Source organism: Olsenella phocaeensis, from assembly GCF_900120385.1.
Taxonomy (GTDB): domain Bacteria; phylum Actinomycetota; class Coriobacteriia; order Coriobacteriales; family Atopobiaceae; genus Olsenella_I; species Olsenella_I phocaeensis.
Map to the genome: position 1 here is coordinate 335,279 of NZ_LT635494.1, position 14,950 is coordinate 350,228.

15 protein-coding genes are annotated in these 14,950 nt (G+C 67.8%); 2 read left to right on the plus strand and 13 right to left on the minus strand.

Annotated features, from left to right (window positions below; translation table 11 throughout):
* Window positions 1–127 precede the first annotated feature (127 nt).
* Complete coding sequence (gene lexA / locus BQ7388_RS01555; protein ID WP_062531065.1) at window positions 128–781, plus strand: transcriptional repressor LexA; 654 nt, start codon at window positions 128–130, stop codon at window positions 779–781.
* Window positions 778–1,578 carry a heparan-alpha-glucosaminide N-acetyltransferase gene (locus tag BQ7388_RS01560; protein WP_407668467.1) on the plus strand — a complete coding sequence of 267 codons (801 nt, stop codon included), beginning with the start codon at window positions 778–780 and terminating at the stop codon, window positions 1,576–1,578. Before lexA ends, BQ7388_RS01560 begins: the two co-directional genes overlap by 4 nt.
* Here BQ7388_RS01560 and hflX read toward each other — a convergent pair.
* From hflX to BQ7388_RS01625, 13 genes are all read right to left on the minus strand, one after another.
* Window positions 1,575–2,885: a GTPase HflX gene (gene hflX, locus BQ7388_RS01565; RefSeq protein ID WP_072499620.1), complete on the minus strand. Its 1,311-nt coding sequence runs from the start codon at window positions 2,883–2,885 to the stop codon at window positions 1,575–1,577. The genes BQ7388_RS01560 and hflX overlap by 4 nt on opposite strands.
* The gene (gene miaA / locus BQ7388_RS01570; RefSeq protein ID WP_072499621.1) at window positions 2,882–3,817 is read right to left on the minus strand and encodes a tRNA (adenosine(37)-N6)-dimethylallyltransferase MiaA; all 936 of its coding nucleotides are present in this window, start codon (window positions 3,815–3,817) and stop codon (window positions 2,882–2,884) included. The genes hflX and miaA overlap by 4 nt, the downstream gene beginning before the upstream one ends.
* Window positions 3,814–5,178: a tRNA (N6-isopentenyl adenosine(37)-C2)-methylthiotransferase MiaB gene (gene miaB, locus BQ7388_RS01575; RefSeq protein WP_072499622.1), complete on the minus strand. Its 1,365-nt coding sequence runs from the start codon at window positions 5,176–5,178 to the stop codon at window positions 3,814–3,816. Before miaB ends, miaA begins: the two co-directional genes overlap by 4 nt.
* Entirely contained in the window at window positions 5,178–5,495 is a 318-nt protein-coding gene (locus tag BQ7388_RS01580) for a stage V sporulation protein S (RefSeq protein ID WP_009279259.1), read from the minus strand. The genes miaB and BQ7388_RS01580 overlap by 1 nt, the downstream gene beginning before the upstream one ends.
* Window positions 5,496–5,599: 104 nt before the next feature.
* Complete coding sequence (locus tag BQ7388_RS01585) at window positions 5,600–6,679, minus strand: ATP-binding protein (protein ID WP_062531055.1); 1,080 nt, start codon at window positions 6,677–6,679, stop codon at window positions 5,600–5,602.
* 9 nt (window positions 6,680–6,688) lie between these two features.
* Window positions 6,689–8,239, minus strand: coding sequence for a ribonuclease Y (gene rny / locus BQ7388_RS01590; protein ID WP_072499623.1), 1,551 nt, complete (start codon window positions 8,237–8,239; stop codon window positions 6,689–6,691).
* 272 nt (window positions 8,240–8,511) lie between these two features.
* Window positions 8,512–9,105, minus strand: coding sequence for a regulatory protein RecX (locus BQ7388_RS01595; RefSeq protein WP_159430775.1), 594 nt, complete (start codon window positions 9,103–9,105; stop codon window positions 8,512–8,514).
* A 108-nt stretch (window positions 9,106–9,213) separates the two neighbouring features.
* Entirely contained in the window at window positions 9,214–10,314 is a 1,101-nt protein-coding gene (recA, locus tag BQ7388_RS01600; RefSeq protein WP_009279263.1) for a recombinase RecA, read from the minus strand.
* Between the two features lie 205 nt (window positions 10,315–10,519).
* Entirely contained in the window at window positions 10,520–11,056 is a 537-nt protein-coding gene (locus tag BQ7388_RS01605) for a CinA family protein (RefSeq protein WP_009279264.1), read from the minus strand.
* On the minus strand, window positions 11,049–11,657 hold the full coding sequence (gene pgsA / locus BQ7388_RS01610) for a CDP-diacylglycerol--glycerol-3-phosphate 3-phosphatidyltransferase (protein WP_009279265.1): 609 nt from the start codon (window positions 11,655–11,657) through the stop codon (window positions 11,049–11,051). Before pgsA ends, BQ7388_RS01605 begins: the two co-directional genes overlap by 8 nt.
* A gap of 12 nt (window positions 11,658–11,669) precedes the next feature.
* The gene (gene rimO, locus BQ7388_RS01615; protein ID WP_083558178.1) at window positions 11,670–12,995 is read right to left on the minus strand and encodes a 30S ribosomal protein S12 methylthiotransferase RimO; all 1,326 of its coding nucleotides are present in this window, start codon (window positions 12,993–12,995) and stop codon (window positions 11,670–11,672) included.
* Between the two features lie 6 nt (window positions 12,996–13,001).
* Window positions 13,002–13,499 carry a YajQ family cyclic di-GMP-binding protein gene (locus BQ7388_RS01620; RefSeq protein ID WP_072499625.1) on the minus strand — a complete coding sequence of 166 codons (498 nt, stop codon included), beginning with the start codon at window positions 13,497–13,499 and terminating at the stop codon, window positions 13,002–13,004.
* Window positions 13,500–13,549: 50 nt separating this feature from the next.
* Window positions 13,550–14,473, minus strand: coding sequence for a hypothetical protein (locus BQ7388_RS01625; RefSeq protein WP_200781413.1), 924 nt, complete (start codon window positions 14,471–14,473; stop codon window positions 13,550–13,552).
* Between the last annotated feature and the right edge of the window lie 477 nt (window positions 14,474–14,950).

A 14,950-nucleotide genomic window follows, 5' to 3' on the forward strand; every position in this document is an offset into this window, starting at 1 on the left:
GGGACATAAATGGCCGCTTCAAAACTCAGAACGCATGTACTATACTAGGTACGTACAGTTGTTCGGTCAAGCAAAAACAGAACATGTGTTTCTCTCGCGGCAAGGCCTATTCACAGGAGGAGTGGACATGCCCAAGGACCGGCTCAGCAAGAGGCAGGCTGCCATCTACGAGTACATCTGCTCCTACACGGGCGAGCACGGCTACCCGCCCTCGGTGAGGGAGATCGGCTCCGCCGTGGGGCTTGCCTCCCCCTCTACCGTCCACATGCACCTCAAGGTCCTGCAGGAGCGGGGGCTCATCAAGAGGGACTCCAAGAAGCCCCGCACCATCGAGGTCGTCACCGAGGAGCCGACTGCGACGCATGAGGGCGTACGGCTCGCCGAGGTTCGCCAAGACCCCAGCAGCGGCATCACCTCGCTGCCCCTCGTCGGCCGCGTGGCCGCGGGCCAGCCCATCCTTGCCGAGCAGAACGTGGAAGAGTCTCTCTCCCTTCCCACCAGCATCGTGGGTGACGCCAGTTCGTTCATCCTCAGGGTCCATGGCAGCTCGATGATCAACGCCGGCATCTTTGACGGCGACCTCATCGTGGTGAGGGAGCAGCGTGACGCCCATGACGGAGAGATCGTCGTGGCCCTCATCGATGACTCCGCCACCGTGAAGACCTTCTACAGGGAGAAGGACCGCATCCGCCTTCAGCCCGAGAACGACAGCATGGAACCCATCTACGCGAAGAACCCCGCCATCTTGGGCAGGGTGACCGCACTGATCAGGTCTCTGTGACGCCGTCCGCCCGCTGCGAGCGGGCTTGTCCGGCAGCCGCTGGCGAGGACGGGGGCGCATCGCCTGCGCACAGGCGCATACGCGCCCTCGATGCGCTGAGGGGTCTCGCGGTCGTCTCCATGGTGCTCTTCCACCTCTGTTACGACCTGCGCTACCTGTGTGGCGTCGGGATGCCGTGGTTCGGCGGATTCTCGCAGGACCTCTGGCGTGCCAGCATCAGCTGGACCTTCCTCCTCATCGCGGGAGCCATGTGCCCGCAGTCGAGGAACAACCTCAGACGGGCCCTTCGCTACCTTGCCTGTGCCGCCCTCGTCTTCGTGGCAAGCCTCCTGGCCGGCGTGGACACACCCATAAGCTTTGGCATCATCTTCTGCATGGGCGCAAGCACGCTGGCCGCATGGCTCGTCTCGGAGCTGGGACTTCCGAGGGGCAGGCCGGCCGAGGCCCTCCTGCTCTTCCTCGCCTTCCTCCTCGCCCTGGGCATCCCCTCGGGAGGCGTGGGGCTGGGCGACCGCGTGTGGATTGCGCTGCCCAGGGCCCTCTATTCCACCCCGTGGCTCTCTTGGCTGGGCTTCCCGGGACCCACCTTCGCCTCGGGGGACTACTATCCCCTGCTCCCCTATTCCCTGCTCTTCCTTTCGGGGGCGTCTCTCGGTGGGTGGCTCGTGGCGCGAGGGTATCCCGACTGGGCCTACGATGCCACCTGCCCTCCCCTGGAGTTCGTGGGCAGGCATGCGCTGGCCGTCTACCTCCTGCACCAGCCCCTCATCCTCATCGCCCTGGGCCTCTGGGCCTAGCTTCCGGCCACGTCCGAGGCGCGCACGACATAGGGGGCCAGGGTCTCTGCCATGCGACTCGACGCCCTGACCGTTGCCATGAGGCCCCCTTGGACGTATTCCTCGCGCACGACCTGACAGCGCTCGTGGACCATCTTCATGAGAAGCCCCTTGTCGTAGGGGACGAGCGCCGTGATTGTCACATCGTCACGTGACGCTTCCTGGGCGATGCGATAGAGCAGGCCGCGCAGGCCCCAGGAGTCAAGGGCAGAGAGCAGCACCGCGTCGGGATGCGAGGCAGAGAGCACGTTCCTCTCGTCCGCGTCCAGGAGGTCGCACTTGTTGTAGACGACGACGGAGGGAATCTTGTCGGACTCGATGTCGGCAAGCACGTCGTCCACGGCCGCGAGCTGCTTCCGTGCGTTGGAATCTGAGGCGTCCACGACCTTGAGCACGAGGTCGGCGGCCCTGACCTCCGCCAGGGTTGACTTGAAGGACTCGACCAGCGTGGTGGGCAGCTTCTGGATGAAGCCCACCGTGTCAGTGAGGGTGATCTTGCGTCCCTCCTCGAGCTCGAGCCTCCTCGTGGTGGGGTCGAGCGTCGCGAAGAGCTCGTCCTTCGCATAGACCTCCGAGCCTGTGAGCTGGTTGAGGAGGGTCGACTTGCCCGCGTTCGTGTAGCCCACAAGCGTGACGCGATAGATTCCGGAGTCCCATCGGGCCTTGCTCTGGACCCTACGGCGCCCTTCGAGCTCCCTGAGCTCGCGCCTCAGCCACGAGATGCGGTCGCGCACGAGGCGTCGGTCGACCTCGAGCTGACTCTCTCCCTGCCCGAAGCGGCTTCCGATGCCCCCTCGCGTCTGCTCCCCCACGAGGTGGCCCCACATGCCCCTGAGTCGGGGAAGGACGTACTGGAGCTGGGCGAGCTGCACCTGCAGGCGCCCCTCGTGCGTGGTCGCATGCTGGCCGAAGATGTCGAGTATGAGGGCCGTTCGGTCGATCACCTTGGTCGGCTCGCCCAGGATCCTCTCGAGATTCGACTGTTGCGAGGGGCTGAGCTCGTCGTCGAAGATGACGACGTCTGCGCTGAGGTTCCTCACGAGGCTGACGAGCTCCTGCGCCTTGCCGCTGCCTATGAAGGTGCGGGGGACGGGCGAGTCGAGGCGTTGCGTAACGGTGCTGACGACCTCGGCCCCGTCGGTCTTGGCAAGTCTTCCCAGTTCGGCCAGGGAGTCCTCGAGGGGCCAGCCTCCCCTTCCGAGGTCGACGCCCACGAGGATGGCACGCTCCGGGACGGGTACGGTGGAGAGGGGCTCGAACCGGCTCACAGCAGCCCTTCCCCCCTCAGGGTCTCGACGACCCGACGGGCCGCCTCGCCCTCGTCCAGACGGTCATAGTCGAGCGTGCTCGCTCGTCCGTCTCGCCTGATCCAGGCGATCTGGCGCTTGGCATAGCGCCGGGTCCTCCGCTTGATGGCGTCGACCGCCTCCTCGAGCGTGCAGTGCCCCTGCAGGTGGTCGATGAGCTCCTTGTAGCCTATGGCCTGGGCCGCCGTCTTTGAGAGCGCATGTCCCGTCCCCAGGAGGCCGCGTAGCTCGTCGAGGAGCCCGTCTGCCATCATCTGCCCGACGCGCGCGTCTATGCGCGCGTACAGCCTGGCGCGGTCCATGTGGATGGCGAAGATCCTGGTGCGGTAGTGCGGCTCGCGATGCTTGAGCCCCTCGTGCTTGGTGGCATAGGACTGGCCGAGGTCCACGAGCTCGAGCGCCCTCACGACGCGCTTGAGGTTGTTGGGATGGACGAGCTCCGCGCTGGCGGGGTCAAGCCTCCTGAGCTCGTCGTGGAGCGCCTGCGGCCCGTGCTTGCGCGCGAACTCCTCCCAGCGGGTCCTGCTCTGGCTGGCCCCCCCGGCGGGAAAGTCCATCTCGTCGATGACGGCGTCGAGGTAGAGCCCCGTGCCGCCACAGAGGACGGGCGCGCAGCCCTGCGTGATAAGCCCGTCGACGCAACGGCGCGCGTCCCTCTGGAAGAGGCTCGCGGAGTAGTCGTCCCAGGGGTCGCAGACGTCCACCATGAGGAGCGGGCAGCGCCTCTGGTCGGGCGGGGTCTTGGCGGTCCCCACGTCCATGCCGCGGTAGACCTGCATGGCGTCGACCGAGACGACGGATGACCCCAGCTGGAGCGCGACGCGCTCGGCGAGCGAGCTCTTGCCCGAGGCCGTCGGCCCCACGATGGCGATCACGGGGCCCGCGGGCGTCATCGTGCCTCGCCCACCATGGGACCGCGCAGGTACCAGGTCTTCGCCTCGTCCACGCGGACGTCGCAGAGCCTGCCCACGAGCTCGGGGGCTCGCCTTCCCTCGGGCAGGGGGAAGAGCACAGTCTGGCCCTTGGGACTCCTGCCCATCATCACGGCGTCGTTGCGCTTGGAGCTTCCCTCGACGAGCGTCTCCACGACCTGGCCTCGCTCCCTCTGGTTGGCAGCGAAGGCAAGCTCCTCGACAAGCTTGGCAAGGCGGTCGAAGCGGTCCTGTATCACCTCGCGGGGCGTGTCGTCCTCGATCTTGGCGGCAGGCGTGCCCGGGCGCCTCGAGTATATGAAGGTGAAGGCGGAGGAGAAACCCACCTCGCGCACGAGCGAGAGGGTGTCCTGGAAGTCCTCCTCGGTCTCGCCGGGGAACCCCACGATGAGGTCGGTCGAGAGGGCGATGTCCGGAATCGAGTCCCTGAGCTCGCGCACGAGATGCAGGTACCCCTCCCGGGTGTAGCTGCGATTCATGGCCTTGAGCACGCGCGTGCTGCCGCTCTGGACGGCCAGGTGGAGCTGGGGCATGACGGAGGGGACCTCTGCCATGGCGGCGATCGTCTGGGAAGAGAGGTCCTTGGGGTTGGACGAGGTGAAGCGGATCCTCTCGATGCCGGTCTTCCCCACCTCGCACAGGAGCTCGGCGAAGCGAGGCTTCCCATAGAGGTCCCGGCCATAGGAGTTCACGTTCTGCCCCAGGAGGGTGACCTCCCTCACGCCGTCCCTCACCAGGGACGAGCATTCGGTCACGACGCGTTCGAGGACGCGGCTGCGCTCGCGACCGCGCACATAGGGCACGATGCAGTAGGTGCAGAAGTTGTTGCAGCCGGTCATGATGGGCACCCAGGAGTGGAAGCCCTGCGCGCGCTTGCTGGGAAGGTCTGTCGAGAAGCCCCTGCCCTCCTCGCCGACGTCCACCTCGACCTCCCCGGGACGTCCCAGGGCGTCACAGAGGAGCTGGGGCAGCGATGCGAGGGCGGAGGTGCCGAACACCACGTCCACGTTGGGGATCTTCCGGGCGAGCTCGGCCCCGTCACGTTGCGCGATGCAGCCTCCGACGGCGACGACGCGCCTGCCGCTGGGGGGCGCGGGGAGCCTCACGAGGTTGGAGGCCTCGCCGTAGAGGTGCGTGTCGGCCTTCTCCCTCACGGAGCAGGTCATGAAGAGGACGATGTCGGCGTCGTCAGGGGAGTCGACCTGGATGCAGCCGCAGTCGTCTAGGAGGCCCGCGACCCTCTCGGAGTCGTGCAGGTTCATCTGGCAGCCGAAGGTCCTCACATGGTAGTTGAGCCCCACGAGCTGGGGTATGCGCGCCACTAGGAGATCATCTCCTGGGGCTCGGGATTCACGTGCGTCGCCGCCTGGGGGACGAGGCGGTGGACGTACACCGCGATCCTGATCGCCGTGCGCATCTCGCCGTTGATCTCTATGTCGGCGAAGGTGGGGGCGCAGGAGATGTCGACGCCCGTGGGGATGAGGAAGCCGCGGGCGATCGCGAGCGCCTTGATCGCCTGGTTGACGGCACCGGCGCCCACAGCCTGCATGTTGACCGGAACTCCGTCCTTGACCATGCCGGCGACCGCGCCTGCGACGGAGGCCGGAGACGACTTGCTAGAGACCTTCAGAAAATCCATCGATTGACTCCTGTGGAACGGGGGTGTCACGTTTGTCCGCAAGATGCTGCATTTTGCATATGGAGAACATTCTAGGTATTTTGCAGGAGATGCGAAAGGAGGTGCTAGTCCCCCTCGTCCACCTCGAAGGTCACGGTCACCCTGCCATGCGAAACCCGAACCCTCGGCTCTGACGCCAGGCTGAGGTAGTAGCGTTGCGCCAGAGGGGCGAAGTCCCTCTCCATCGTGCGCGAGAACTCGCCCAGGTCCTCGGGGGAGATGCGCAGGCCCCTCCGGTCGCGGGCGAGGTCCACCTTACGTCCAGCCCGGCTCGCACGGCGCGACTTCCGGAAGTGGCTGGCAACGCTCCGGACGGGGGTCACCTGACCAGCGAGGATGCGATGGGCCGTCCGCTCGGACATGTCGAGGCCGAGGGACGAGGAGACCTGGAGCAGCTCCCCGGCATCTGCCGCGAGCTTGAGGCGCTCGAGCACGGGCAGGTCGTCGAGCGAGTCGATGAAGAGCAGGGCGCTTCCCTCCACGCTCAGACGCACGTTGCTCCGTGCCGTGGCCACGATCTCGGCAGGAGACCCGAGGTAGAGCTCGCAGCCACGGTCCTCCTGGGAGAACTCGCAGCAGCAGCGGATGATGTTGCGAGGCCCCCTGAAGCCGAGGGAACCACCCTCGTCCTCGACGAGGGTGGGCCAGGTGGATTGGTCACTGCGCTCCTGGAGCGAGTCCACGTCGAAGACCGCCTGGATGCTCGAGCCCTTCTGGGGGGCCGAGTCCACGACGCGGGCGCTGAGGGCGTTCTCCCTGATGGAATAGAGCGCCATGCCACGGCCGTGCACTCCCCAGCGGTCCAGGTGGACGGAGTCGAGCTTGGAGGTGACGCGCGCGTCGAAGACGCGCTCGTGCATCTCGCGCGGTATGCCCGCCGCGTCGTCGAGCATGGTGATGGTCCGCACGGAGCCCTCGCGGGAGCTCGCCAGATAGATGTGGCGAGCTCCCGCGTCCCGGGCGTTGCGGAGCATCTCTATGACGGCGTCCTCGACCCAGCGAATGTCGTGCTTGGCCTGGCGCCGCTCCGCCTCGGCGACGCGAAGGCGGACGTAGCCCCCACCCAGGCTCTCCTCGACCTTGAGCGAGCGGTCGCCCCCATGGGAGGCGACGAAGCGCGCGAGGTCGGAGGGGTCCTGGGCCATGCTGCGTTCCTACTTGGCCACGCCGACGGCGCGGGACTCGCGGATGACGACGACGCGGACCTGGCCGGGGTACTGCATCTCGTCCTCGATCTGCTGGGCGATGTCGTGGGCAAGCACCGTGGCCTCGGCGTCAGAAATCTTCTCGGGCTCGACCATGACGTGAAGCTCGCGGCCTGCCTGCATCGCGTAGGTCCTCTCGACGCCATCGTGGGCGTTCGAGATCTCCTCGAGCTTCTCGAGGCGCTTGATGTAGGTCTCAGCGGACTCCCGGCGCGCACCGGGGCGGGCTGCGGAGATGGCGTCTGCCGCCTGGACGAGCACGTCCAGGACCGAGCTGGGCTCGACGTCCGCATGGTGCGCCTCGACGGCGTGGACGATCTCGGGCCTCTCGCCGTAGCGACGGCAGAGGTCGGCGCCTATCACGGCGTGCGGGCCCTCGACCTCGTGGTCGATGGCCTTGCCGAGGTCATGCAGGAGGCCCGCCCGCTTCGCGGGTGCCTCGGGGATGCCGAGCTCCGAGGCCATGATCCCGCAGAGGGCGGCGACCTGGACGGAGTGCGAGAGGACGTTCTGGCCGAAGGAGGTGCGGTAGCGGAGCGCCCCAAGGGTCTTCACTAGCTCGGGGTGCAGGTCATGGATGCCACAGTCGAAGGCGGCCTGCTCGCCGGCCTCCTGGACGCGCTCGGAGACGAGGGACTCCGCCTTCTTGTACATCTCCTCGATGCGAGCGGGGTGGATGCGTCCGTCCGCGATGAGGTTCTCGAGGGCGACGCGGGCGGTCTCGCGACGGACGGGGTCGAAGCTCGAGAGGATGACCGTCTCGGGCGTGTCGTCGATCACGAGCGAGACGCCCGAGACCTGCTCGAAGGTGCGGATGTTGCGCCCCTCGCGGCCGATGATGCGACCCTTGAGGTCGTCCGAGGGGATGTGGACGGAGGTGACGGTGATCTCTCCGGCCTGGTCCGCCGCGCAGCGCTGGATGGCGGTGGTCACGATCTCGCGGGCGGTCTTGTCGGCCTGGGCGCGCACGCGCTGCTCAGACTCCCTCAGAATCTGTGCCTCCTCGCGCACGGACTCGGCGCGCACGCGGTCGAGCAGCTCCTTGTGGGCGTCCTCGCGCGTGAGGTCGGCGATGCGCTCGAGCTCGGCGGACTGGCGCGCGACGAGGCCGTCGACCTCGACCTTGCGCTTGTCGAGCTGCCCCTGAAGGCTCGAGAGCTGGTGCTCCTTGCGGTCGAGCGAGTCGTTGCGCCTGTCAAGCGACTCCTCGCGCTGCATGATGCGGCCCTCGAGGGCCTGGAGCTCGGCCTTGCGGGCCTTCTCCTCCGCCTCCGAACGCTGCTTGAGCTGGAGTATCTCCTCGCGAGCCTCGATGAGCGCGGACTTCTTGGCGGAATCCGCCTCGCGTCGGGCGTCGTCGTTGATGCGCCGCGCCTCGGCCTCCGCGTCGCTCACCGCCGACTTGGCGGCGATCACCTTGGCGTTGCTCTGGCTGTTCGCGTAGAACCACGCGGCGGCGGCTCCCAGCAAGAGACAGATTGCCCCGATTGCAATAGTCATGGTTGCTCCTCTGATGGTCGTGCGTTTGCGTAGGGTTCAGGAGACCCCCACGTTAGGGGGAACCCGCCATCCAAGGGGCAACCCGTCCACTGGTATGCAAAAGATCGGATAGAGAAGGTCATATAAGACGTCTGTCGTGCATCCGACGGACGAGAGGCAACTCAAATGGCACGATAAATCATAAGTTTAGGCGGCCCATGCGTCAAACAGACGTACGGTGAGCGTCGCCCGTGACGGGCCCCAGCCGGACAAGGAGTCCGAGTGATGGGACCTCAGGACCCTCCGTCGTCCTCGTCCAAGACCCTTCTCGCGGCGCTCGACGCGACCGCACCGGAGAAGCCGCGGCCCATGAGGAAGCGCACGCACTGGGCGTAGGGGTCCCTCCCCCTGAAGGAGCGACGGAGCGCGACCTCGAAGGCACGCTCGCCCTCGTCCTCGGGGTCAAGGTAGTCGTAGGGCCAGCCGGGAAGCTCGCCCACCTCGATGCCGCGACGGGCGAGCTCGAGCTCGATGCGGCGCCTTCCCCAGCCGGCGGACAGCTTGGACCTCACGAAGACGTCTGCGTAGCGACGGTCGTCTATGAGCTTCGCCTCGACATAGCGTGCCACGAGCTCGGAGCACAGGCGACCGGGGTAGCCATCGTCCCTGAGCTTGCGCTCCATCTCTTGCGAGGAGTAGTCCCTGCGGTCGAGCAGGGACTCCACGCGCCTGCGCGCACAGTTTCCCTCGACCTCGGAGAGGACGTAGACGAGCTCGGCCCTCGAGGAGGGGGGCTCGCTGCGGTCTGCGAGCGAGCGTTCGAGCGCCTTGGCCACCGCGACGGGTAGGGAGAGGGTCTCCTCTCCCCTCTCCGAGCGGATTGCCAATGTGGCACGGGGCCTCCTCGCCCCGAGCACAGCGGCCTGGCGCTCGGGGAGAATCAGCTTCCAGCTGACGCCCGCCCCCCGTAATTCGACAGAAGGCATGCCAGGAGGCTAGGAGAGCTCGCCCTGCGAGGACGTGTCGAGCGAGACGGGCTCGCCCACGCGCTCGTCGCCCAGCTCGAGGCCGCAGGCCATGCGCACCTTGTGGTCGATCTCTTCCATGAGGTCGGGATTGGCGGCGAGGAAGTCCTTCGCGGCCTCCCTGCCCTGCCCGAGCCTCTCCACGCCATAGGTGTACCAGGCGCCGGACTTCTCGACCACCTCGTAGTCCACCGCCATGTCGAGGAGCGAGCCCTCCTTGGAGATGCCGGTGCCGTACATGATGTCGAACTCAGCCTGCTTGAAGGGTGGTGCGACCTTGTTCTTGACGATCTTGACGCGGACGCGGTTGCCCACGTTCTCGCCGTTGCGCTTGATGGAGTCGATCCTGCGGATGTCCATGCGCACGGACGAGAAGAACTTGAGCGCCCGTCCGCCGGGCGTGGTCTCGGGGCTGCCGAACATGACGCCGATCTTCTCGCGCAGCTGGTTGATGAAGATGCAGGTGGTCTTCGACTTTGAGAGCGAGCCGGCGAGCTTGCGCAGCGCCTGGCTCATGAGGCGGGCCTGGAGGCCTACCGTGGTGTCGCCTATCTCCCCCTCTATCTCGGCCCTGGGCACGAGGGCGGCGACGGAGTCGACGACCACCACGTCTATGGCCCCGGAGCGCACGAGCATGTCACAGATCTCGAGCGCCTGCTCGCCCGTGTCGGGCTGCGAGATGAGGACCTCGTCGATGTCGACGCCGATACGGGCGGCGTATCCTGGGTCGAGCGCGTGCTCCGCGTCGATGAACGCGACCACTCCGCCCAGGGCCTGCGCCTCGGCGAGGATCTCGAGCGAGAGGGTCGTCTTGCCCGACGACTCGGGGCCATAGATCTCTATGATCCTCCCCCTGGGCACGCCGCCGATTCCGAGCGCGGCGTCCAGGGCGAGCGACCCTGTGGGAATCGCCTCGATCTCCAGGTCAGGACCCCCGTCGCCGAAGCGCATGATGGCGCCCTTGCCGAACTTCTTCTCTATCTCTGACGTGGTGGCGTCGAGGACCTTGTCCCTCTCCTCGCCATAGGTCTTCTGGTGCACCTCGCGCGTGACGCTCTTGCTCTTTGCCATGGGCTCTCCTCGCTCGTCTTCGTAGCGAATGGTATACGAACATGCGTTCTGGGTCAACGGACAAGGACAGCATACGACCGAAGGCTCGCGGGAGGCTCGCTGGCAGCTTGCCGCAGTCTGGCGCCAGCTGCAGGCCAGCCGTGCCCACCCCTCGCGAGCTGCGAAAGGGAGGTCCAGCGAGACGAGGCTGCCAACAGGGGCCGGCCTATGCCGAGGCGGGCGTCACAAGGGCTTCACGCAGGAGGGAGAGCGCGACGTGGACGGCCTTGGCCCGCACCTCCTCGCGACCCCCCTCGAAGCGACAGAGGCGGGAGGCGCTCGCGCCGTGGGCGGAGGAGACGCCAAACCAGACGGTGCCGACGGGCTTGCCGGGCTCCGCGCCTCCGGGTCCGGCGATTCCCGTGACGGAGACGCAGACGTCTGCGCCCAGCACGCGCCTGGCGCCTTCCGCCATCATCCGGGCGCACTCGGAGGAGACGGCACCCAGGGATGGCTCGTCGAGCACCTCCGGAGAGACGCCCAGGACCCTGCGCTTGACCTCGATGGCGTAGCTCACGACGGCGCCCCGCACGACGGCGGAGGAGCCGGCGACGGAGGTCAGGGCCGCGGACACGAGCCCTCCCGTGCAGGACTCCGCCGTGCCGACGCTCAGCCCCGCCCCGACCGCCGCGGCGACGACCGCCGCGGCCTCGCGTCCCAGCTCCTCCCTGGTGGGAAGAGGGACGTCCGACGCCCTAGTCATCGGCGTCCTCCGTGATGTACTTCCACGACTTGGCGAAGTAGTCGACGCCCGACCAGGCGGTGAGGACGACCGCGACCCAAAGCAGGGCGAACGAGACCGCGGACACGACGAAGGCGACGCCCGAGATGGGGATGGCCCTCAGCAGGAGGAGCCCGGAGATCGAGACCATGGTGGTGGCGGTCTTCCACTTGCCGAGGCTGCTCGCGGCGATCACCACGCCCTTGGAGGCGACGACCATGCGCAGCCCCGACACGAGGAACTCGCGGGCGACGACGACCAGGAGCACCCAGGGGCTCACCATCTGCGCCTCGAGGAGGTAGCAGAGTGAGACGACCACGACGAGCTTGTCCGCGATGGGGTCGAGGAACTTGCCGAAGGTCGTCACCTCCCCCCTGCTACGGGCGAGGTGCCCGTCGAGCTTGTCGGTGAGCGAGAGGAGGATGTAGAAGACGGCGACCACGAGGGCCCCCTCGTAGTGGTTGGGGGCCGCCCCCCAGTCCCGCGAGAGTTCGGCCACGAGGAGCCAGACGGGGACGAGGACGACGCGGGCGCAGGTGACGACGTTCGCGGGCGTCCAGATGGACTTCTTGCCCTTGGACATTGGGTGCCTCCCCTACTCTACGATGCTGCCGACGAGCTCGTAGCAGAACGAGTCCTCGAGGCGAACGCGCACGACGTCTCCCACCGCCGCCTCGCCGCAAGGGATGTGCACCGCCCCGTCGCAGTCGGGGGCCTGGAACCAGGCGTGGCCGACGAGCTCGGGGCCATCCTCGCCCTCCTCGACGCCGTCGACGATGACGTCGCAGGTCTCTCCGACGTGGCGCGCGGTGGCGGCGAAGCCCAGCTGCTCGGCCACGTCGAGCAGCCGCTGCGCGCGCTCCAGCTTCACGCCCTCGTCCACCTGGTCGGGAAGGCTCGCGCCGAGCGTCCCCTCCTCACGGGAGTAGGGGAAGACCGAGGTGTAGTCGAACTCGAGCTCCTGGACGAAGTCGAGGAGCTCGTCGGACTCCTCCTCGGTCTCGCCGGGAAAGCCCACGAGCCCCGTCGTCCTGAGGACCATGCCGGGAATCTGCTCCCTGAGCCGGGCGAAGAGCTCGCGGAGCTCCGGCGCCGACCCGCTCCTCCTCATGCTTGCGAGGACGCGCCCGTTGCAGTGCTGGATGGGGATGTCTATGTAGGGCAGGACCTCGTCCACGTCGCGGATGGTGGCGACGAGCTCGTCGGTCATGCCCTCGGGCTGGAGGTAGAGAACCCTCACCCAGCCGCCATAGGGCCGCACGACCCCCGCGACCGACCTCAGGAGCGAGGCGAGGGTGAGTCCCTCGCCCAGGTCGCTCCCCCAGATGCCGGTGTCCTGCCCGATGAGCACGACCTCTCGCACGCCGCCCTCCATGAGGCCCCTGACCTCGTCCAGGATCTCTTCCTCCGGACGGGAGAAGTAGCGTCCGCGGATGTAGGGGATGGCGCAGAAGGCGCAGAAGCGGTCGCAGCCGTCAGAGATCTTGACGTAGGCGCTCGCGCCCTCGACGGTGCGCAGGACGCGCCCCACGCCCAACGCGACCTCCCCCTGGGGGGCCTCCTTGCCCAGGACGGACCTCACGACGTCGACGATGTCATCCTCCTCGTCGGCGCGCACGAAGGCGGCGACCTCGGGGAGCTCGGAGGGCAGGCTGTCGCCATAGCGGGAGGGGACGCAGCCGCACATGACGATGGGGAGCTCCCCCACGCCCCCGCGCGAGCGCTCCGCGAGGTCGAGCGTGGCGTCGATCGACTCGGAGGTCGCCGAGGCGAGGAAGGAGCAGGTGTTGATGATGGCCACATCGGCATCGTCGACGCCCTCGGCCTCGCCGAAGCCGGCGGTCCCGAGGAGCGCCCTCATGCGATCGGTGTCGACCTCGTTCTTCGCGCAGCCAAGGGTGACGTACAGGCAGTTGCTCATGGTTTCCTATCTGTAGTTCGTGAACTGGAGGGGTTGGCCGTAGTCGCCGTCGCGCAGGTGGGAGATGACCTCCTGGAGCACGTCGCGGGAGGCGGAGCTGACCCTCAGCTTGTCGCCCTCGACCGTGGGCTTGCACTTGAGCTTGAGGTCGCGGATGTCCTTGGCGATGCGCTTGGCGGTGTCCTGGTCGATGCCTTGGACGAGGTGCCCGCGCTGCCGCACGGAGGAGCCGGCCGCCGGCTCGGGCTTGTCCCAGCGCAGGGCCGCGAGGTCGATCTGGCGCCTGGCAAGCTTCGAGCCCATGACGTCGATGACCTGGGAGGCCACGAACTCGGACGGGGCCGAGATGGTGAAGGCCCCCTCCTTCTTGGAGAACTCGATCGTGGCGCCGGTCTGCCTGAGGTCGTAGCGCTGCGTCAGCTCGCGCGCGGCCTGCTGGTACGCGTTGTCCGCCTCCTGGAGGTCGACGGTCGAGACGATGTCGAAGCTAGCTTCCTTGGCCATGCTTCCTCCCCTTCCTGGTGGTTGAATGCGATGGGTCCCTGGGGCAGCGCCTACTCGACGGTGGAGCCGGAGGACTCGTCACCGCTGGTGGACGCGGTCCCACCCTCGCCTGGCGCGTCCGAGGCCGACGCGTCGGAGGAGGACGTGTCGGCCTTGCCCTTCGCCGTCGACTCCGCGGGATTGGCCGAAGGCTTCGTGCCCTGGATCGTGATGGAGCCTATGCCGGACGACTTCGAGCTGAAGGACTGCTGGGTCCCGTTCTTGGTCACGGTCGCCGCAGTGGTGTCGCTCACCTGCACGGTGATCGACTCCGTCACGACGAAGCTCTTCTCCCAGGGTCCCGTGACCTGCTCGGCGATGACGCTCGTGCCGTCGCTCTCTATCTCGAGCCAGGTGGTCGCCCCGTCGGCGACCTTGACGTCCACCTTGGTCTCGGTCTCGGCCTCCTTGGCCTCCTTCTGGGCCTTGGCGTCCTCGGCGGCCTTCGCCGCCTCGTCCGCAGCCTGGCTGCTCTGGCCCTGCGTGCCGGACGTCGTCGCAGTGGTTTCGGACGACGAGTCGGTGGGCGTCGTGCTCGTCGTGGTGACGGCGACGGAACGGGCGTCGGAGGAGGACGGGGCGCGCACGCAGGACTTGACCGACCCGATGATGATCAGGGTAAGGAGCAGCGCACCCGCGATGACCACGGTTGCCATGGTCCGCCGGGCGTCCGAGAAGTACGCCTCGACGACCCCCGCGACTCCCGAGCGCCGTGGGGCGCCGCCCCTCCCCCGCTCCCTCAGGCTCTCCCTTCCCTCGCCTCCGCGGCGCCTCACGTTGGGGCGCTCCGCGCGCGCGATGTTGCGGGAGGAGCGACGCCCCGTGCGCGTGGAGGCGGCCTCATAGGGTCGGGCGTCCCCGTAGCGCAGGTCGTCGGTGTAGGCGTCCGCGTCGACGAGGCGGGTGGTCACCCTGTCGGCGTTGCCCCGGGGCACCACGACCTCCTCGCGGTAGCTTCCGGGGATGGCGCGGCCCTGCTCGGGGCGTCGGCTGCGGTGCGTCCGTGCCCTGGAGCCGGGGCGGCTGCTGACGTCACGTCCCGTGTAACGCCTCGTGGGCGCGGCAGGCAGGTCCCCGCCGACGTCACCGCCCTGGTGGTAGCGCGAGGGACTCTGCCGTTGGTTGACGAGCGGGCTCGACTGCTGGCGCGAACGGACGGGGGAGGTGGTCGCGAAGCCCGTGACGTCGCCCGNCCACGTAGCCGCCGCGCGTCAGGACCGCCTCCTTGTCGAAGACCAACAAGGGGTCGGCCTCGGTCGCCGCGGCCATGTTGACGGAGAGGAGCCCCAGCACCGCAAGCACCACGAGCAGCAGGCCCAGGGCGACGCGGCTGCCCATGGGCCCCTCGCCGTCCACGAAGAAGGTGAGCGAGAATATCGCGAGCGCCAGGGGCAGCAGGAAGGCACCCACGC